General features: G+C 49.8%; 21 protein-coding genes. 20 read left to right on the forward strand and 1 reads right to left on the reverse strand.

All coding sequences use genetic code 11. The annotated features are described in order from the left end of the window. Positions 1-211: 211 nt before the first annotated feature. The 7 genes from M3194_RS08865 to M3194_RS08895 all read left to right on the forward strand — a co-directional run bounded on the left by M3194_RS08865 (position 212) and on the right by M3194_RS08895 (position 4,999). Positions 212-394 (forward strand): IDEAL domain-containing protein, encoded by a 183-nt coding sequence (locus tag M3194_RS08865; RefSeq protein ID WP_015844028.1) that lies wholly within the window; start codon positions 212-214, stop codon positions 392-394. A gap of 154 nt (positions 395-548) precedes the next feature. Beyond that, complete coding sequence (locus tag M3194_RS08870) at positions 549-968, forward strand: DUF2487 family protein (RefSeq protein ID WP_251653051.1); 420 nt, start codon at positions 549-551, stop codon at positions 966-968. A gap of 265 nt (positions 969-1,233) precedes the next feature. Next, on the forward strand, positions 1,234-1,764 hold the full coding sequence (locus M3194_RS08875) for a QcrA and Rieske domain-containing protein (protein ID WP_251653052.1): 531 nt from the start codon (positions 1,234-1,236) through the stop codon (positions 1,762-1,764). A 14-nt stretch (positions 1,765-1,778) separates the two neighbouring features. Continuing rightward, complete coding sequence (gene qcrB, locus M3194_RS08880) at positions 1,779-2,450, forward strand: menaquinol-cytochrome c reductase cytochrome b subunit (RefSeq protein ID WP_015844031.1); 672 nt, start codon at positions 1,779-1,781, stop codon at positions 2,448-2,450. Between the two features lie 18 nt (positions 2,451-2,468). After that, a complete protein-coding gene (locus M3194_RS08885) occupies positions 2,469-3,347 on the forward strand; it encodes a menaquinol-cytochrome c reductase cytochrome b/c subunit (protein ID WP_251653053.1) in 879 nt (292 codons plus the stop codon). Between the two features lie 97 nt (positions 3,348-3,444). After that, entirely contained in the window at positions 3,445-4,077 is a 633-nt protein-coding gene (locus M3194_RS08890) for a DUF1405 domain-containing protein (protein ID WP_251653209.1), read from the forward strand. Positions 4,078-4,135: 58 nt separating this feature from the next. After that, a complete protein-coding gene (locus tag M3194_RS08895; protein ID WP_251653054.1) occupies positions 4,136-4,999 on the forward strand; it encodes a sporulation protein YpjB in 864 nt (287 codons plus the stop codon). 4 nt (positions 5,000-5,003) lie between these two features. Here the strand turns inward: M3194_RS08895 and M3194_RS08900 are convergent, their stop codons facing one another. Continuing rightward, the gene (locus tag M3194_RS08900) at positions 5,004-5,870 is read right to left on the reverse strand and encodes a YitT family protein (RefSeq protein WP_251653055.1); all 867 of its coding nucleotides are present in this window, start codon (positions 5,868-5,870) and stop codon (positions 5,004-5,006) included. Between the two features lie 146 nt (positions 5,871-6,016). Here M3194_RS08900 and M3194_RS08905 point away from each other — a divergent pair, with 146 nt between their 5' ends. The 13 genes from M3194_RS08905 to dinG all read left to right on the forward strand — a co-directional run bounded on the left by M3194_RS08905 (position 6,017) and on the right by dinG (position 18,694). Then, positions 6,017-6,352, forward strand: coding sequence for a nucleotide pyrophosphohydrolase (locus M3194_RS08905; protein ID WP_251653056.1), 336 nt, complete (start codon positions 6,017-6,019; stop codon positions 6,350-6,352). A gap of 54 nt (positions 6,353-6,406) precedes the next feature. Next, on the forward strand, positions 6,407-6,949 hold the full coding sequence (locus tag M3194_RS08910) for a tetratricopeptide repeat protein (RefSeq protein ID WP_251653057.1): 543 nt from the start codon (positions 6,407-6,409) through the stop codon (positions 6,947-6,949). Between the two features lie 48 nt (positions 6,950-6,997). After that, a complete protein-coding gene (dapB, locus tag M3194_RS08915) occupies positions 6,998-7,756 on the forward strand; it encodes a 4-hydroxy-tetrahydrodipicolinate reductase (protein WP_397334298.1) in 759 nt (252 codons plus the stop codon). Between the two features lie 36 nt (positions 7,757-7,792). Further along, positions 7,793-8,218 (forward strand): methylglyoxal synthase, encoded by a 426-nt coding sequence (mgsA, locus tag M3194_RS08920; RefSeq protein ID WP_091189042.1) that lies wholly within the window; start codon positions 7,793-7,795, stop codon positions 8,216-8,218. A gap of 5 nt (positions 8,219-8,223) precedes the next feature. Further along, positions 8,224-8,922, forward strand: a complete 699-nt coding sequence (bshB1, locus tag M3194_RS08925; protein WP_251653211.1) for a bacillithiol biosynthesis deacetylase BshB1 — start codon at positions 8,224-8,226, stop codon at positions 8,920-8,922. 90 nt (positions 8,923-9,012) lie between these two features. Further along, the gene (bshA, locus tag M3194_RS08930) at positions 9,013-10,176 is read left to right on the forward strand and encodes an N-acetyl-alpha-D-glucosaminyl L-malate synthase BshA (RefSeq protein ID WP_251653058.1); all 1,164 of its coding nucleotides are present in this window, start codon (positions 9,013-9,015) and stop codon (positions 10,174-10,176) included. A gap of 30 nt (positions 10,177-10,206) precedes the next feature. Further along, complete coding sequence (locus M3194_RS08935) at positions 10,207-11,484, forward strand: CCA tRNA nucleotidyltransferase (RefSeq protein ID WP_251653059.1); 1,278 nt, start codon at positions 10,207-10,209, stop codon at positions 11,482-11,484. Positions 11,485-11,486: 2 nt separating this feature from the next. Then, positions 11,487-12,467: a biotin--[acetyl-CoA-carboxylase] ligase gene (locus M3194_RS08940; protein ID WP_251653212.1), complete on the forward strand. Its 981-nt coding sequence runs from the start codon at positions 11,487-11,489 to the stop codon at positions 12,465-12,467. Between the two features lie 246 nt (positions 12,468-12,713). Continuing rightward, on the forward strand, positions 12,714-13,637 hold the full coding sequence (gene panB, locus M3194_RS08945; protein ID WP_251653060.1) for a 3-methyl-2-oxobutanoate hydroxymethyltransferase: 924 nt from the start codon (positions 12,714-12,716) through the stop codon (positions 13,635-13,637). After that, positions 13,612-14,496, forward strand: a complete 885-nt coding sequence (gene panC, locus M3194_RS08950) for a pantoate--beta-alanine ligase (RefSeq protein WP_251653061.1) — start codon at positions 13,612-13,614, stop codon at positions 14,494-14,496. Before panB ends, panC begins: the two co-directional genes overlap by 26 nt. 2 nt (positions 14,497-14,498) lie before the next feature. Beyond that, a complete protein-coding gene (gene panD, locus M3194_RS08955; RefSeq protein WP_251653062.1) occupies positions 14,499-14,882 on the forward strand; it encodes an aspartate 1-decarboxylase in 384 nt (127 codons plus the stop codon). Positions 14,883-15,004: 122 nt separating this feature from the next. Further along, entirely contained in the window at positions 15,005-15,835 is an 831-nt protein-coding gene (locus tag M3194_RS08960) for a tetratricopeptide repeat protein (RefSeq protein ID WP_251653063.1), read from the forward strand. A gap of 15 nt (positions 15,836-15,850) precedes the next feature. Further along, on the forward strand, positions 15,851-18,694 hold the full coding sequence (gene dinG, locus M3194_RS08965; protein ID WP_251653064.1) for an ATP-dependent DNA helicase DinG: 2,844 nt from the start codon (positions 15,851-15,853) through the stop codon (positions 18,692-18,694). Positions 18,695-18,699 lie beyond the last annotated feature (5 nt).

Genomic DNA, 18,699 nt, shown 5'->3' on the forward strand with positions numbered 1-18,699 from the left:
TTTCTATGAAACCAACTAGGCGATGACATATTAATTGGAATGGGGGCAATCGTACTTATCGGCGCGCAGAATGGTGAATATGCTTAAAGTAGGAGCCGGTTCGATTGTGACTGAGAATGACGAGTTGACCTATACTCTTTCACTTGAATCACCGCGTGACGATAGTCGAAGACGATAGGATCTCTTTAACGCCGGTTTGGAGGTGTATCCTATGGACAAAATGAAAGTTGCTTATGAAGCGATGCTAGGATTAGCTGCGGAGATGGTATTGGATGAAGCCGTTCACAAATTTCGCTCGGATCGGATTTACAAAGCGATTGATCAAGCGTTAGCCGTTGGGGACGAGGATACGTTCTACCGTTTAGCCGCTCAATTAAATCAATTAAAAAGCTAATTTACGCAAATAGAAACTTCCGCCCTATAATGGAGACGATTAAAAATCCATTGTAGCAGCGGGAGTTTTTTTGTTGCATGTCATTGGCAAGATTGTCCTTTATGGGTAACATAGAGGTTACGGATAAATTTCAACTTAGGAAAGGGAGCAGGAAATGAAATTCAGCGATATTGCAGAGGAACAATGGGACGAGCTTAGACCGTACCTCGATACGTGCTTGCTGCCGGTCACCGGCATGACGGGGCTTGAGCAGCCTCATGAAGCGCGGATAGCGCTTGAGCAGTTAAGGGATGTCATGGATCTGATCGAGATTCCGTTTAAAGGAAGAATTGTGACCTATCCGGCGATGCATTACTTTCATGAAGGGTCTGAAGGGAAGCTCGTATCGAGAACCTGTCGTTCATTGAAAGAGACGGGATTTCGGTTTGTCATTGTCATTTCGGCAAAGAACCAGGATGCTCTTGAATGCCCGGATGCCGATCTGATTATATGCCCGAATGGAGAGGGAGAAGCCCCTGCGGCAGCAGCTGTGTCGAAAGCCGTGCAGGCTTTGTGGAATCGCGGCGAATCGTAAGTGACGGTTAAGCGCTCTCATCTTGCAAACAGGGGTATTTTTGAATAAAAAAAATGGGATTTGGGGAAACAAAAGTTATGGCAAGGTTAATTGTGACAAATTGCCAACAAATTTATGAATGGCATTTTATAGGTAAACAAATCGCGAGCCATATTCTTGACGCTCCCAAGCACCTAGGCTATTATAGTTTATGTCCTAGTTCGTCAAGCGTTTTGCCGTGTGGCTGAACGCGAGAAATGGTTGGCAAAGGGGGTTAGAACAGAAGATGAGTAACCACGAACATCAAGAAACCGCGCATCGTCCGGTTCAACGCAAAGAGATGTCCCGGCGTCAATTTTTGTCGTATACACTCGGCGGTACGACTGCATTTATGATGGGTGGCGCGGTTTTGCCTATGGTGCGTTTTGCGGTTGATCCTCTCTTGGCAAAAAAAGCTGAGGGAACATGGGTTAAAGTAGTTGAAGAGAGCAAAATAACAAATGAGCCTCAAGAGTTCAAGTTCCAAATTCATCAGGTTGATGGCTGGTATGTAAGCGATCCCGAACTTTCTGCCTGGATTACGAAAGGCGCGAATAATCAGATTTTTGCGCTTTCGCCAGTATGTAAGCACTTGGGTTGTACAATCGGATGGAATACTTTAGGCCATAACGAGTATGATTGCCCTTGCCATGGTGCACGTTATACCGTTGACGGGAAAAACCTTTCGGTTGCCCCAAATCCATTAGATGAATATGAAGTGAAAGTTGAAAACGGTTTTGTATACTTAGGTCCAATCAAAGCGAACTCTCGTGTATAGGAGGCTAATAGCAGATGTTTAAATCGATGTACAACTGGATTGACGAACGTCTTGATATTACGCCGCTATGGCGGGATGTAGCCGACCATGAAGTTCCGGAGCACGTTAACCCGGCTCACCACTTCTCGGCTTTCGTATACTGCTTCGGCGGATTGACGTTCTTTATCACCGTAATTCAAATTTTGTCCGGCATGTTCCTTACCATGTACTATGTACCGGACATTATCAACGCTTATGCGAGTGTTGACTACTTGAACCATAAGGTTGCATTTGGCGGCATCGTTCGCGGCATGCATCACTTCGGTGCAAGTTTGGTTATCGTAATGATGTTCTTACATACCTTGCGTGTCTTCTTCACGGGTTCATACAAAGCTCCGCGTGAAATGAACTGGGTCGTGGGGATGCTGATCTTCTTCATTATGTTAGGCCTTGGCTTCACGGGTTACCTGCTGCCTTGGGATAACAAAGCGTATTTCGCGACGAAGGTAGGCGTACAGATCGCAGAATCTGTGCCGTATATCGGCCCTTACATCGGTGAATTCCTGTACGGCGGCGACATTGTAGGCGCGCAAACGCTCACACGCTTCTTCGCAATTCACGTATTCTTCCTGCCTGGCGCGCTGATTGCAATGCTTGCAGCGCACTTCCTGATGATTCGGAAGCAAGGCATTTCGGGACCACTTTAAGCGAAGGGAGGATTTATTATGGCGCATGGTCATAAATCGAACGAGAAGGTCGTTTATGTTGGCGATTCGCGGGTGAAGAAAAACAATCATCCAAACATTCCGCCAGATTATACGTCCTACCCCGGTAAATCGGAAGCGTTCATACCGAACTTTCTGCTTAAGGAATGGATGGTTGGCTGCGTAGTCCTCGTCGGATTCCTGACTTGGACAATCGCGGAAGGAGCACCGCTTGGTTACCCGGCGGATCCTACGAATGCATCCTTTATTCCAATGCCGGACTGGTACTTCTTGTTCCTGTATCAGTTTTTGAAATACCCATGGGTTTCCGGTGACTACATCGTACTTGGTACGATGGGCGTACCGGCCGTAATGTTTGGCGCGTTGCTGCTGGCTCCTTTCCTGGATACGGGTAAAGAGCGCCGCTTCTATCGCCGTCCGATTGCTTCATCACTGATGTTTCTTTCCCTTATTTCTTGTGTGTATTTGACGATAATCTCATGGAACCACTACACGCATGAGCTTGAAGCTACAAATACAATCCCAGAGCATCATGTCCGCGAGGAGAAAGCTCGGGAAGCACATGAGAAAGGCCAAGAGGCACCAAGCGCATCGAAGCCGGATGATAATAAAGCGGTTGCACTTGTTGACGCAAATGATCCAGCGATGGACATTGCGAAAAAAGCACAATGCGTATCTTGCCACGCTGCAGATCTGAAAGGCAACCCGCCGCAAATCCCGGCTTTGACTGGAGTTGGCGACCGGTTATCGAAAGAAGAGCTAGTTGAAACCGTTACGAATGGTCGCGGTGGCATGCCAGCCTTCAAGGATCAATTGTCAGCTGAAGAGATTGATCAATTAACAACTTGGCTTGCGAAGCAAAAAGCGCCGGCTGAATAACAGCACAATGGAAACCTGATCGTATTTATGCGATCAGGTTTTTTTCGAAGTTTATACGATAAATATGATTGAGCGGGAGGCGTACATACCAGTGGGCATGCCTTTATCTTGGTTCTGGAGCCGATCTTTTTTATTAAATCGCCTCTTCTTATGGTTGATGTTTATTTGTAATTTCCTGGGGACGGTCTACGGGTACATCTGGTATGGCAATCAGATTGAGGATACTATAAGCAATCATCCGCTATGGCAGGTTGTATTCGTGCCGGACAGTCCTACGGCAAGTTTGTTCTTTACCCTTACGTTGCTGTATTGGCTGTTTCCGCCGCGGGGGAATTCCCGGTTTGTTAACGGTGCACGAATGATTATTGAAGGTCTCGCGGTTGTTACTTCCATTAAATACGGTATCTGGGCGGTTTCCATGATTGTTGCCGGAAGTATGCAGGGGGATCCGCTGCAATGGGAGCATTGGATGCTGATGGTATCCCATACGGCCATGGCGGTCGAAGTATTGCTGTATGCCAGATTTATGAAGGCAGGAGTCTGGGCTGCCGTAATCGGAACTCTATGGCTTCTCCTCAATGATACCGTGGACTACACCTACGATGTATTTCCGTGGCTCTCGGATCGGCTTATGGATGATTTGACCGCAGTAAAATGGTTTACGTACGGCTTGACGGTCTTCAGTTTTATTGTTGGCGCTCTGGCGTTAAAGGCAAGAAAAGAGACATAAGTTAGGACATCCCTTCATAAAGTTGTCATAGCAGCAATTCTTTTTGGGAGGGATGTCCATGAAGATACGATTTGTACTGCCATTAGTGTTATGTATCGTCATGACCGTCTGTTCGGTTACGGCTGCCAAAGCCTTTCCTGCGGACCTGATCGGGACAGGCTATGCAAATGAATCGCGAAACGAGCTGCTTCGTTTAGACGAAACGGCTGCTGCTTTATATGAGGCTGCTTATTTGAATAATCGCCAAGCCGGCTATAAATATGTCCAGCAGCTGGAGAAGCTCATGAGCAAGAACGATATCAGACAAGCGGGACAAGCTGCGGGATGGGAGCTGATGGAGGATAGTATCTCTTCCATTACGTCTACGTTAAAGAACGGAAAAGTTGCTTCGGATTGGCTTACGGCAGCGGCTAGAATCCACCTGACAACAGATGCTCTGCTTCGCCCTGACCATGCGCTATGGCTGCAGTATGAGAAGGTGATGCTTGAGGATCTGGAACGCGTGAACCGCTCCTGGAACAGGCAGACGGATGACGGCGCAATAGCGGCGAGAGCGGCAATGAACAGCTTCAATCAACACTTATCGCGCATTGAAGCTGCTGCATCGATGCAAAGGCCAGCAGGACGGATTGACGAGCTGCGTGATCGCATGCATTACACGAATGTGCTCCTTGAAGCAGGGATGAAGGGGCAGACCAAGCAGGATTGGACGGATAACTCCATTCAGGACTTAGAGTTTGCGGTAAGCCGGCTATTCGATGATGGTCATTCGCAGGAAGAAGAACCGGTAGTTGCACCAATTGGCGAGGCAAATCCGATCAGCTGGATATTGCTCCTTGGTGCAATCATAATGGCGGTTCTCACGTATTCGGGCTGGCGGAAGTACAAGCAGCAGCCTTATGGGGTAAAGCCTCTTTCGTAGCCGTTTACTCTTCTTTAAACCCTTCACCAAGCACATCGTGAACTTCGCTGATGACCGTAAAAGCTCTGGGGTCGACACTGCGTATAATGTTCTTAAGACGGCGCATTTCTTGCCGCTGAACAACGCAGTAGACGACCTCTTTTGATTGTCCGGAAAAAGCGCCCCTAGCCGGCATCAAGGTAACGCCGCGGTCCAGTTCAGATGTAATTTGAGTGGCCATTTCCTTGCCATGCTCGGTAATGATGGAGAAGGACTTGGCTGCGTATGCACCATCCTGGATGAAATCGATCAGCTTGGAAGCGACAAAAACGGTAACCAGCGTATACAGTACTTTCTCGATCGGAATATAAAATAACGAAATCCCGATTATGACCGCATCCGACAGCAGAATAAATTGTCCCATGCTGAAGGCTTTGCGTCGTGAAGCAATTCTCGCGATAATGTCGACCCCGCCGGTCGTGCCGCCGGCACGGAATACGATACCCAATCCGCCGCCTAAAGTGACGCCTGCATACAGGGCGGCAAGCAGGTAATCGTGGGAGTTATGAAACGTTACAATCCATCCCTTCTCGATTAACCATTCCATTAGAGCAAGAAAGCCGGATAAGGACACTACGCCAACTAGCGTGTAGGCCATCTCGCCAAGGCCAAGCTTTCTCCAACCGATCAGGAATAGAGGTATGTTCAGAATCAATGTGGATATGGACAGGGGAATTCCGGCTGCATAGTTGAGCAAAACGCCAATACCGGTAACGCCGCCCTCCATTAATTGATTCGGAATAACGAAGTAATGAAGGCCAAAGGCATAGATGGCCGTACCAATTAAAATGGGCAGTACGGTTTGAAGCTGAAGCATGTATTTCCGCGGCATAGGTAAAACTCCTTTTAAGTTCTTGGACAGGCTATTCCTGTATTATAGCTTAACTGACGGCTCAAAAAACATTGTTTTCATCGCTTCTTTACGTTAACATAGGGGATATTAGCGTTATACATAAGGAAGAAAGGGTCACTCACAAAATGGCAGAAAAATCTTTAGCCGACATCCAACGCGAAGTGGATGCCTATATCGGTCAGTTTAAGGAAGGCTACTTCAGCCCGTTAGCCCTGATGGCGCGAATGAGTGAAGAGGTTGGCGAGCTCGCCAGAGAAGTTAACCACTATTATGGCGAGAAGCCCAAAAAGCCAAATGAAGAAGAAAACTCCGTCGAAATGGAGCTTGGCGATATCTTATTTATTTTGTCCTGTTTTGCGAATTCCCTTAATATTGACCTGACGGAAGCGCATAACAAAGTCATGAATAAATTCAATACCCGGGACGCTGACCGCTGGACGAGAAAAAACGCCGAACAGTAGAACGACCTCGAACATATGCTGTACCATCAACCTGTGTACAAGGAGGATGGGCAGATGGACGGGGAAAGCTGCGTGAAGAAGGCGTATGAGTTTATCCTTAACAGTGATTTTGAACAGGCGATTTATTGGTTCGAGCAAGCGATAGCGGCAGAACCTCTAAATGCGAGCTATAAACATAAATGCGCGGTTTCATGCGCCCGGAGCGGCAAATGGAGCAAGGCGCATCAATATGCGAAGCAAGCAGTAGAGCTTGAAGGAAATCATCCCGAATATCAATATCATTTGCAAACGATTGAATCGAGACTGTTGGTGGCGTCCGCCGAGCTTAAGCTTGCAGAACAGCCATCGCGGTATATGGATGCACTGCCCCTGCTGCAGCAGGCGGCCGATCTTGATCCTCTTAGCTTCGAGGCATTCTATTTGCTTGCTTTGACATACTCGGAGATGGGCAGGATAGAGGATTCGGTGATTAACGCCCGGGAAGCGATTAGATTAGATCCCGGACATTCCGCGGCGCGCCGCTTATTCGCCGATGTGAATCGGAAGCGCAGGATGCTGCGCAATCGGGTGATGGGCAAACAACAACAGAAGGAATAGGTGATCTTGGTGGCTATTAAGGTAGCAGTAATCGGAGCAAGCGGCCGCATGGGCCGGGAAGTTGTGAAAATGGTGCTGGAGGACGAGGCGCTCGAGCTCGTTGCTGCCGTCGCTCCTTCAGCAGGTCCTGTAGATGCCGGCGTATTCGCGGGTAAATCAGGAACTGGAGTTACCGTTAGCGCTACTATCGAGGAAGCATTGAGTCAAGTAAAGGCGGATGTAATGGTTGACTTTACAATACCCGCGCTTGCTTATCATCATACCAAAGTTGCTATTGAGCATGGCGTTCGTCCCATTATGGGCACGACGGGCTTTACTCCGGAACAAATCGAAGAGCTGGACAAGCTTTGCCAGGAGAAAGGCATTGGCGGTCTGATTGCTCCAAACTTCTCGATTGGTGCCATTCTGATGATGAAATTCGCTGCAGAAGCGTCTAAATATTTGCCGCATGTCGAGATTATCGAGTATCATGGCGACCAGAAGCTGGATGCCCCGTCGGGTACATCGATCAAGACAGCCGAGCTGATCTCGCAGGTTCGCCAAGAGCTTCGTCAAGGCAATCCGAACGAGGAAGAGGTAATCGAGGGCGCGCGCGGCGGATATTACAACGGCTTCCGCATACATAGTGTAAGACTCCCTGGTGTTTTCGCGCAGCAAGAAGTCGTATTCGGCGGTTATGGCCAAACGCTCAAGATCCGTCACGATTCCTATGACCGTGCAGGTTACATGCCCGGCGTTAATGTTGCCGTCAAAAAAGTGATGAACTACAGCGGCTTGATTTACGGCTTTGAACATATCATGGACTAATTTCTTATACAGCGTAGAGAGAGTGGGGAATATAGGATGTTGAAAATTTCTTTTATCGCGCATGACCGCAAAAAAGAAGAAATGGTTAATTTCGTTACCGCTTATGAAAGCGTCTTTGCACCCCATGAGTTATATTCCACGGGTACAACCGGTACCCGCATCATGGAGAAGACTAATCTGCAAATTCAGCGCTTTATGTCGGGTCCGCTTGGCGGAGACCAGCAGATCGGTGCCTTGGTTGCCCAAAATGAGATGGATCTCATTATCTTCCTTCGCGATCCGCTTATGGCACAGCCCCACGAGCCGGACATTATCGCTTTGCTTCGTCTATGCGATGTGCAGGGAATTCCGGTTGCGACCAATGTAGCAACGGCAGAATTGCTAGTACGCGCGCTTGCGCGCGGTGACTTCGCTTGGCGCGAGCTCGTCCATAAATATAAGCCGGGCGTTGATCAGCCATGAGTGGGATGAGTGAATCATTAGATATTCTCGTCTTTGGCGCGCATGCGGACGATGCAGAGATCGGGATGGGCGGAACCATTGCAAAGTACACAGCCGCCGGGAAACGGGTAGGCATTTGTGATTTGACCGAAGCGGAAATGTCTTCAAACGGCACCGTGGAGCTTAGGAAGCAGGAAGCTTCCAACGCTGCCTCGGTGCTTGGTTTATATTCCCGCAGTAATTTGGGACTGCCCGACCGCGGACTTGAAATCAGCAAGCCCCATATCGAAACAATTGTTGCTGAGATCCGGCGCGCACGACCTCGCATTGTATTTGCTCCTTACTGGGTGGATCGTCACCCTGATCATATTGCCTGCAGCAAGCTGGTAGAAGAGGCAGTGTTTAACGCCAAGCTCCGCCGCTATATGCCGGAATTGCCGGCGATACAGGTTGAGCAGCTGATTTATTATTACATAAATGATGTTGATAACGTCTCGTTGATGGTTGACGTATCCGATTATTATGATCAGAAGAGACAATCCTTAATGGCTTATCAATCTCAGTTTCAGACGGCGGCGCCTGGCGAAGACCGCGTTGCGACTCCTCTGACAGACCGTTATATCGAACGGGTCGAGGCGCGCGACAGTCTGCTTGGCCAGACCCGCAGCTGGAAATATGCAGAGGGCTTTGCGATTAAACGCCCCCATGCGGTGGAATGGTTTTAACAAAAGGAAAAAAGTTGTGACTTTCATAAGCCAGAACTTTGTCGAATATATAGATTATCAGCATGTTATACGAAAGGGTGGACGACTGTTATGGCACGTAAATTAAAAATTGGGATCACGTGTTATCCTACCCTGGGCGGTTCCGGCGTCGTTGCTACTGAGCTTGGAAAATTAATGGCCGAACGCGGCCATGAGATTCATTTTATTACCCATAGCATACCGTTCCGTCTCGGGAAATTTAATAAAAACATCTTTTTCCATGAAGTTGAAGTCAATGATTATTATGTATTCCGTTATCCGCCGTATGATCTATCCTTGGCAAGCAAAATGGCCCAAGTCGCTAAAATGGAGAAGCTTGATCTGCTTCACGTTCATTATGCCGTTCCGCATGCGGTCTGCGCCCATCTCGCGAAACAAATGATTGGCGACGGCTTCAAGACGGTGACAACGCTGCACGGAACCGATATAACCGTGCTTGCGCAGGATGAGTCCCTGAAGGACCTCATTCGCCTTGCCATTAACGAAAGTGATGCGGTTACTGCGGTATCGCAGGATTTGATTAATGAAACAAGACAGCTTGTGGATATTACTCGCCCGATCGATCTGACCTACAATTTTGTGGACAAACGCGTGTATTATCCTCGGGATGCGGCGTCGCTTCGAGCGGATTTCGCGGAGCCGCACGAGAAAATTCTTATGCACATTTCCAACTTCCGTCCGGTCAAGCGCGTAAGCGATGTCGTTGAAATATTCGAGCGTGTAGCTGCGCAGATTCCAGCAAAGCTGCTGCTGGTAGGCGAAGGTCCCGAGCTGTCCAAGATTCAATGCAAGATCAGGCAGATGGGATTGGAGGACCGCGTTCATTTCCTTGGCAAACAAGAAGATGTCGCGCAGGTTATCTCGATGGCCGATCTGCTGCTGCTTCCATCCGAGAAGGAAAGCTTTGGTCTGGTTGCGCTTGAAGCCATGGCATGCGGGGTGCCGACAATTGGATCTAATGCAGGCGGAATTCCGGAGCTGGTTACGCATGGCGAGACCGGTTATTTGTGCCCGATCGGAGACGTTGAAGGAATGGCTGCATATGCGACCAAGCTGCTGAAGGACGAGAAGCTTCATCAGTCGTTTAGAGAAGCCTGCTTGTTCCGTGCGCACCATGAATTCTGTAATGATGTCATTACGACGCAATATGAAAAAATTTATTACCGCGTGCTCGGAATGGAAGCCGATATGCCGGTTCCGGTATGCGAAGCTTAGGCTTTGAATGGAAAGGAAGTGCCGGGACAAATGGGAATACGCTTCACTCTGCCTCCTTTGATGGAGCAGGCATTGCCTGTACTCGAGAAGCTTGTTCAGCAGGGCTTTGAAGCGGTATTTGTAGGCGGCTGCGTAAGGGACACGGCGATGGGATTGCCGATTAAGGACGTGGACATCGCTACCTCGGCCAGACCAGAGCAGGTATTGTCCATCTTCCCTCGCTGTATCCCAACGGGGCTGCAGCATGGGACGGTTACCGTGCTGCATGACGATGTTCCTTACGAAGTGACGACCTACCGGACGGAATCGGAATACGAGAAGCATCGCCGCCCCCTGCACGTCGAGTTCATCGATCGTCTGGACGGCGATTTGCTGCGCCGCGATTTAACGATAAACGCAATGGCAATGGACTTAAACGGAGAGCTTTACGATCCGTTTGAAGGCATGGATGATCTTCACAACCAATTAGTCCGGTGTGTAGGCGATGCGGATGCGAGATTTCAGGAGGATGCGCTGCGAATGCTGCGTTCTATCCGATTTGCTTCGCAGTTTGCTTTTTCCATCGCCTATACGACCTGGAGAGCACTAATCAGGCACAGGGAGCTGTTGCAGCATATTGCGATGGAGCGGGTACAATCGGAGCTTGACCGCATGATTAGCGGAGCTCATCCTGAGCGGGCTTTGCATTTGCTTGCGGCCAGCCGGCTGCTGCGGCATTGCGGAACAGCTTTGCCTGCCGCAGACAAGCTGGCAGGAGCGTATGCCGCAACGGCTGCTCCGCAGGCGTTTTACCCGATTAGCACATTGAGCGAGGTAGAGGATCCTGATTCCAGATATGCTGCCTTGTTGATGACAGGAACCATAACGATCCCGGAAGCGGAGGAGACGTTGAAGGCTTTACGTTTCCCTACACAGCGATTACATGCCATTACAGCTGTTCTGCAGGTGCAGGAGGCTATGAAGCGGGAGCCGGAAGCGGAATTGCGCACGGTATGGACCAATGCCGTTCTCCAGTACGGGGAGGAAGCGGCCCGGACATGGCTGGCTCTTGTGCAATGGAACAAGCAGCATGTTCTGCATTATGCAACTGATCGTCTCCGCGCATGGATAGACGGAATGGCGGCAGTCCATTTGAAGCAGCTGAAGCTGAACGGCAGGCAATTGGCCGAAGGCTTCAGCAAAGAGCCCGGTACTTGGACGGGCCTGCTTCTGAAGAGGCTCTTAATGGAAGTTGCGCTGGACAAGCTGCCAAATGACAAGGAAGCACTGCTTAAGCAAGCTCAAATATGGAATATCGAGGATCGATAATGATGTCAACAAACCGATTGCTTGAATTGTTTGAACAAAATCCCGGAGAATACGTGTCCGGCGAAATGATCAGTCAGGAGCTTGGCGTCAGCCGTACGGCCGTATGGAAGCAGATTAAGAAGCTGGAATCCCTAGGCTATGTATTTGATGCCTCGCGGCGTTTGGGTTATAAGCTGATCTCTTTGCCGGATATCATCTCGGTACCGCAGCTGGTCAGCCAGTTGAAATCAAAGGTGTTCGGCAGCTCCATAGAATGGCATGAAGCCGTTGATTCTACTCAAAATTTGGCGCAGAGACTGGCGGAAGAAGGCGCTCCTGAAGGAACGCTGGTGATTGCCGAGCAGCAGAATAACGGTCGCGGCCGGATGGGACGCGGCTGGGTATCGCCGCAGGGGAAGGGCATCTGGATGAGTATGGTGCTTCGTCCGTCCGTTCCGATTCATTTTGCGCCCCAGCTGACCCTTCTGACTGCTGTAGCTTTATGCCGCAGCTTGCGCAGGGTTACTTCGCTTCCGATTGGCATCAAGTGGCCAAATGATCTGCTTATTGAAGGCAAGAAGATTAGCGGAATTTTGCTCGAATCCACCGCAGAGGACGAAAGACTGCGTTATGTCATTGCGGGGATCGGCATCAGCGTGAACCTGGAGAAGTCGGATTATCCGGAGGAGATACTCGATAAGGTGACTTCTCTTCGTATTGCCAATGGCGGTGAAGGATTTGACCGGACGACGATTATTTCCGACTTTTTGCAGGAGTGGGAGCAGCTTTACCTCCTCTATCTGGATAAAGGGTTTGGTCCGATTATTACGCTCTGGGAAGCGTTATCGGTATCCCTCAATCAGCCCGCCAGGCTGATTACCCCGCAAGGCATTATCGATGGGGTCCCGATTGGCTTGGACGCTAGCGGTGCGTTAACCGTTCGTAAGGAGGACGGAAGCACGGTTGTCGTGTTCTCTGCCGAAATGGGCGAGCCCGTACGCTAAGGGCGTTTACGGGCACGCCTTTTTTTGCTACTATAAAGGAAGCAGGCGGTATCTGGTAAGAGCTGCACTGCAAAGGGTAATAGATGTTGTAGATTAGCAAGGCACACTCTGCTCTGAGCCGTAGGGACCGAGACAGAAGGAAGCAAACAGTTAGCATACGTTTCCTTTTTAGTTCGGGAACCTTTTTAGCAGCGGCTAAAAGGTTTTTTTGTGTTTATCCTAAAACTTAAAAGGGGATGAAGCGTAATGAGGAAACGACTGACAATTACCAACCTCAAGAAAATGAAGCAGGACAAAAATCCGATCTCGATGCTGACCGCATACGATTATCCATCTGCCGTACTGGCGGAGGAAGCCGGGCTGGATGTCATTCTGGTCGGCGATTCGCTCGGAAATGTCGTTCTGGGCTACGATACAACGATACCGGTCACGCTGGAGGATATGATTTATCATACACGCGCGGTTGCGCGCGGAGCGAAGAACACCTTTATTGTGACAGATATGCCGTTCATGACGTATGGAATCGGACGGGAATCCACGCTGCGCAATGCCGCAAGGCTGATGCAGGAGGGCGGTGCCCAGGCACTGAAGCTCGAAGGCGGGGAAGAGATTGCGGCCGAAGTAGCAGCGCTGGTCAAAGCAGGCATTCCCGTAATGGGCCATATCGGTCTGACTCCGCAATCCGTTCACCAGCTTGGCGGCTACAAAGTACAAGGCAAGCTGGAGAAGGAAGCCGAGAAGCTGATGGAGGATGCCAAGGCGCTTGAAGCTGCCGGCGCCTTTGCGATTGTGCTGGAGCTTGTTACGGAGCCGATCGCTACGGCAATCAGCAAGGAATTGTCGATTCCGACCATCGGAATCGGGGCTGGCCGCGGTTGTGACGGCCAGGTACTTGTATATCATGACATTTTGCAATATTCATCTCCTTATATCGAGAAAAAAATGGTTAAAACCTATGCGGATATCGGATCCACGATCCGCAATGCCATCAGCAGCTACGTGAGTGAAGTGAAGGCAGGTGCATTCCCGGCCGAAGAGCATGCCTTTGGCGCGAAGCCCGAGGCTATCAATCATTTGTACGGGGCTGGCGAAGCTGCAAACCACAATAACGGCAAGCAGGCATCCAGAGAGGAGTCTCCCAAGCGTGATTTTGTGTCGAACCATAGCTGAACTTAAAAACGAACTTATCCAAATTAAACAATCCAATGACCAAGCCACGATTGGTCTTGTGCCAACGATGGGATTTCTGCACGAAGGCCATGCAAGCTTAATGCGCCAATCGGCAGAGGAGAACACCGCATCGGTATTATCTATATTCGTTAATCCCCTGCAATTTGGGCCAAATGAAGATTTCGAACGTTATCCGCGCGATGAGGCGAGAGATCTTGCCATTGCGAAGGAGAACGGTATTGATATCGTATTTATGCCGGACGTGAAGGAAATGTATCCTTCCAAACCCCGCACTTCGGTTATTGTGAGCCAGCTTACTGAACGCTTGTGCGGCGCTTCCCGGCCAGGGCATTTCGACGGAGTTGGCCTAGTCGTCAGCAAGCTGTTCCATCTGGTTCAGCCTGACCGGGCTTATTTCGGAATGAAGGATGCCCAGCAGCTTGCCGTGATTCAGCAGATGACCGACGACCTGAATATTCCGGTCGAGATCATCCCTTGCCCAATTGTACGAGAACCGGACGGTCTTGCGCTCAGCTCTCGCAATGTATATTTGTCCGCCGAGCAGCGGCAGCAGGCGGTTGTGTTATCCCAGTCGCTCAGCCTCGCCAAAGAGTGGGTTAAAGAGCGGGGAATGACTTCAGAGGATTTGATTGCGCGGGTGAAAGCCAAAATCAGTGAAGCCGGTCAAGCGGAGATCGATTATGTGGAGTGGCTGACTTACCCAACTCTAGAGCTTCCTGCCGGCAATGAGCCGATTGCCAATCACAAAGGAAAGTATATATTGGCGCTGGCTGTAAAATTCGGTTCCACACGCCTGATAGATAATGCCTTATTCGTACCAAATACAGAGGTGAATTGATCATGTATAGAACGATGATGAAATCGAAGCTGCACAGGGCAACCGTAACGGAAGCAAACTTGAACTACGTAGGGAGCATTACCATAGACGAGGATCTAATGGATGCTGCGGATATCTGGGAAAACGAGAAGGTGCAGATTGTCAATAACAACAATGGCGCGCGCTTTGAGACGTACGTCATTACCGGTAAACGCGGATCCGGCGTTATATGCCTGAACGGCGCGGCAGCCCGTCAGGTTCAGCCGGGAGATCAGGTCATTATTATTTCTTATGCCTCCATGTCCAATGAGGAAGCACGCGCACACAAGCCGATTGTGACCATTCTGGACAGCGAGAACCGCCCGCTCAAAAGCTTGTCCGAGGAAATTCACGCGACCGTTCTTTAAAGCGTTTTTCATCGCTCCAGTTCCAGCACTATGTAACGAATGGCATGGGGTATGAAAAGCACCCCCGAAACAAAGAATGAGCATAACACTCCTCAATTCTTTGGTGAAGGCGGGATGCGTAAATGTTTCAGCAAATGTTCGAAGCCATGAATGAAATACTGGATCACCTGATCGAGGCCTATCCCACTGCAACCGGCGAGCAGAAAGCGCAATTTGACGAGCAGCTAACCATGCTCAAGAAAATGAGTGATACCCTTGTGGAGCAGTGGATTGATTTCGAGGAGAAGTTTTCTTATTTTGTTGAGCAGCATGGAGGATCCTTGGAAGGCCCAGTGTCAAAAATGATTCCGCCGTCTCTGCTTGCGATGGAGAGCAGTGCAGAATTAGGCGAGCCGCAAGCAAAGACGGCACCAACGCCGGCATCTGCAGCAGCAACACCGGCTAAACCGCCATCCGAGCCTCCTGCCGTTAAGCAGACGGAAAAGCAAGAGCCAGTGACAGCCGAGGAAGCTTACAATGCGGAGCTTGACATGGAGATCCCGTATGAATACGCCATGATGATTTCGAAGGGGCAGGGATATTATAAATTATTTATGTTTTCCGATGCTGCCATTCATTTTCAATCTGCGGTCTCGTACCTTCCGGAATGTAATCTGGCGCGGCTTTATCTGGCAATGACGCATATGCATCTGCAAAACTGGAGTGAGGCGCAGCGGCATTTCCAATTGCTGGTTTCATTAACGGACTATCCGAAGTGGCGTGCTTTAGGCTATAATGCCCTTGGGTGCATTCAAGCGATTTATATGAATTTGGAGCAGGCGGAGCGTTTTTTTCTGAAGGCTTACGAAACCTGCCCAAGCTTCAAGGACCCTTTAAACAATTTGAAATGTTGTAAAGAAACGCCGCAGCAATTATCCTTATTTTTCGGCAGTACCGAGCTTTGCTGCTTATGAGGGGATAGGAAATTAATGAAATACGCAGTATTGGATTTGGAAACGACAGGGCATGGCGTCAGCGACGATATCTTGCAGGTAGGTTTAGCCGTGCTAAACGATAATCTCGAGATCGTTGAAACGTATAGCTCCTTTGTACGTCCTACAATAGAAATTCCGGCGTTTATTACACAATTGACCGGTATCGATGCCGACATGGTAGCGGATGCTCCGGAGCTGGATGAGGTGCTCATGCACCTCATCCCTCATCTGGAGGATGCCATACTGGTCGCTCATAACGTCAACTTTGACGCCGGCTTCCTGAACCAGGCGCTTGACCGCTGCGGATACCATCCGTTTATCGGCAGGCGTCTGGACACGATTGAGCTGTTAAGAATTTTATATCCGTCGATTACCACGTATCAGCTTGGCGCCGTCACGGAGCTGTTTGGCATTGCCCATGATCAGCATCACCGGGCGGACAGCGATGCGATTGCTACAGCACAGTTATTCGCACAATCGGTACAGAAGCTCAGACAGTTGCCGCTGCTCACTTTGCAGCGGCTATCCTTTCTTATAGACAACGGAAGCGATATGAGCTGGTTTATGGCCGAAACGTTGAAATACGCCGAGCTGCATACATCGATTGATAGGAATGCTTATCAGTATTTTAACCAGTTTGCGCTTAAAGCCGGGGAATGGACCGATGAGCAGCCTGCCCGCGCTGACCAGGAAGAAGATCCGCTGAAGGATGTTTCTTTCGAGCAATATTTGGACGGCATCAAGCAGCGTTTCATGGAAAAGTATCCGAATTATGAAGAACGCGAAGCACAGACGACCATGTTCCGCGAGGTCTACGATTCCTTGGTCAATGACCGGCATCTTCTTATTGAAGCGGGTACCGGAACAGGAAAATCGCTGGGATACCTGATTCCGTCGCTTTACTACGGCGTGCAGCAAGAAAGCAAAATCGTTGTCAGCACTCATACCATTAATCTGCAGGAGCAGCTTCGTCAACGGGATGTACCGCTTCTTCGCGAGATTTTACCTTTTGATTTCCGTGCCTCGATCTTTAAAGGAAGAGGTAATTATTTGTGCCTGAGGAAATTTGAAAGTAAAATAAATGCGAAAGATCTAGCTGCTCCCATTGATGATGCCATTACGGCTTCCCAAATGGTCGTCTGGTTAAGCGAAACGGAAACCGGCGATCAGGAGGAGCTTAACTTCGGCAACAAGGGAGCCGACTTCTGGTCCACGGTGGCAAGCGATGCAGATTCCTGTCTGAACCGGCAATGTCCTTGGTTCAAACGCTGTTATTACCATCGGGCGAAGCATGAAGCAAACATAGCGGATGTCTGCATAACGAATCATTCCATGCTGTTCACCGATGTTCAGGCGGATCACCGACTGCTGCCAAGCTACAGCCATTTGGTCATTGATGAAGCGCACCATGTGGAGGAAGTGGCAGGCAAGCATCTTGGCATGCAATTAAATTACTTCTCGCTGACTCATCAAACGACAAGACTGTTCAAGGATGCGCGTTCCGGCTTGCTGCCTGCTTTGAGGCTTCGGCTTCAGCAGGAGGATGACGAGCGGGTGCAGGCGTGGACGGAAACCATCGATACCGTTATTCCGATTTTTCAAGATGTGAAGGAGCATTGGGATAAGCTGTTCGAGCTGCTCTATGCTTTTGTTGGAGAGTCAGGGGAAGCCGGCAATGATAACGGGCAGGCGGTATGCCGTCTGCGCAGCGATACGCCACCCAAGGGCTGGGACGATGTTCTGACCATTGAGAACAATGTGCATACGGAGCTGAGCCGTGTTGTCAAGACCGTTGATAAAATGGCATCGGATATAAAAGACCGTCTCGATGACCAGACCATTCAAGGCCTTATCACCGATTTGAACGGCGTTGTTCGCGATTTGACGAGAGTGAAAGACGATCTGCGCACCTTCCTCAAGATGGAGCAGAACTCGGAAGTATATTGGATAGAAGCAAGCACCACTTACCGTTACCGGTCCGTTCATCTGTATGCGGTGCCGGTTGATGTCAGCAAGCAGCTTCAGCAATATTTCTTTGACGTGAAGGACAGCATTGTCCTTACTTCAGCAACCTTGTCCGTTCACAAATCGTTCCAGTATGCGGAGGAACAGCTTGGCCTGGAAGGCTTTGAGGAAAACAATAGACTTAAGACCGTGCAGCTGCCGTCGCCTTTCAATTACCGGGAACAGGCGCTGGTTATCATCCCCCGCAATTTCCCGACCTTAAAGGGATCTGCGGGCGATCCGCAGTTTATATCGATGTTAGTGGGCTCTCTTGCGGATGCAGCCGCAGAAACAAAAGGACGGATGCTGGTGCTGTTCACCTCTTACCGGATGCTGAAGCAGGTCTATGAACCGCTGAAGGAAGCCTTGAACGGTTCCGGCATTCAGGTCATCGGGCAAGGCATAGACAGCGGCAACCGGACCAAATTGACAAGACGCTTCACGCAGCAGCCGGAGACGGTGCTGCTTGGCACAAGCAGCTTCTGGGAAGGGGTAGACATTCCGGGCGAAGCTTTAACTTGCCTTGCGATTGTGCGCCTGCCATTCCAGCCGCCGAATCATCCGCTCGTCGAAGCGAAGTCGGAGCTCCTGCAGAAGCAGAAGCAAAATCCGTTCATGAAATTATCGATCCCTCAAGCGGTTATCCGGTTCAAGCAAGGCTTTGGAAGGCTTGTGCGAACAACAAAGGACAAAGGGATTGTTATTATCTACGACACGCGCGTCATTGATACGTATTACGGCAAGCATTTCCTCTATTCGCTGCCAGGTCCCAAGATCGAAACGATGCATATGGACCAGATGGTGCCGCGGATGCGGGAATGGCTGCAAACTTAAAGAGG

The organism is Paenibacillus glycanilyticus, from assembly GCF_023715145.1.
GTDB classification, from domain to species: Bacteria; Bacillota; Bacilli; order Paenibacillales; family Paenibacillaceae; genus Pristimantibacillus; species Pristimantibacillus glycanilyticus_A.

Bases quoted from the DNA above. Each gene is read 5' to 3' on its own strand.
- M3194_RS08875 (WP_251653052.1), top strand. From the start codon at position 1,234: ATGAGTAACCACGAACATCAAGAAACCGCGCATCGTCCGGTTCAACGC.
- M3194_RS08910 (WP_251653057.1), top strand. From the start codon at position 6,407: ATGGACGGGGAAAGCTGCGTGAAGAAGGCGTATGAGTTTATCCTTAAC.
- panD (WP_251653062.1), top strand. From the start codon at position 14,499: ATGTATAGAACGATGATGAAATCGAAGCTGCACAGGGCAACCGTAACG.
- M3194_RS08935 (WP_251653059.1), top strand. From the start codon at position 10,207: ATGGGAATACGCTTCACTCTGCCTCCTTTGATGGAGCAGGCATTGCCT.
- bshB1 (WP_251653211.1), top strand. From the start codon at position 8,224: ATGAGTGAATCATTAGATATTCTCGTCTTTGGCGCGCATGCGGACGAT.
- dinG (WP_251653064.1), top strand. From the start codon at position 15,851: ATGAAATACGCAGTATTGGATTTGGAAACGACAGGGCATGGCGTCAGC.
- panB (WP_251653060.1), top strand. From the start codon at position 12,714: ATGAGGAAACGACTGACAATTACCAACCTCAAGAAAATGAAGCAGGAC.
- bshA (WP_251653058.1), top strand. From the start codon at position 9,013: ATGGCACGTAAATTAAAAATTGGGATCACGTGTTATCCTACCCTGGGC.
- qcrB (WP_015844031.1), top strand. From the start codon at position 1,779: ATGTTTAAATCGATGTACAACTGGATTGACGAACGTCTTGATATTACG.
- M3194_RS08900 (WP_251653055.1), bottom strand. From the start codon at position 5,870: ATGCCGCGGAAATACATGCTTCAGCTTCAAACCGTACTGCCCATTTTA.
- M3194_RS08865 (WP_015844028.1), top strand. From the start codon at position 212: ATGGACAAAATGAAAGTTGCTTATGAAGCGATGCTAGGATTAGCTGCG.
- M3194_RS08940 (WP_251653212.1), top strand. From the start codon at position 11,487: ATGTCAACAAACCGATTGCTTGAATTGTTTGAACAAAATCCCGGAGAA.
- M3194_RS08890 (WP_251653209.1), top strand. From the start codon at position 3,445: ATGCCTTTATCTTGGTTCTGGAGCCGATCTTTTTTATTAAATCGCCTC.
- M3194_RS08870 (WP_251653051.1), top strand. From the start codon at position 549: ATGAAATTCAGCGATATTGCAGAGGAACAATGGGACGAGCTTAGACCG.
- M3194_RS08960 (WP_251653063.1), top strand. From the start codon at position 15,005: ATGTTTCAGCAAATGTTCGAAGCCATGAATGAAATACTGGATCACCTG.
- mgsA (WP_091189042.1), top strand. From the start codon at position 7,793: ATGTTGAAAATTTCTTTTATCGCGCATGACCGCAAAAAAGAAGAAATG.
- M3194_RS08895 (WP_251653054.1), top strand. From the start codon at position 4,136: ATGAAGATACGATTTGTACTGCCATTAGTGTTATGTATCGTCATGACC.
- M3194_RS08885 (WP_251653053.1), top strand. From the start codon at position 2,469: ATGGCGCATGGTCATAAATCGAACGAGAAGGTCGTTTATGTTGGCGAT.
- M3194_RS08905 (WP_251653056.1), top strand. From the start codon at position 6,017: ATGGCAGAAAAATCTTTAGCCGACATCCAACGCGAAGTGGATGCCTAT.
- dapB (WP_397334298.1), top strand. From the start codon at position 6,998: ATGGGCCGGGAAGTTGTGAAAATGGTGCTGGAGGACGAGGCGCTCGAG.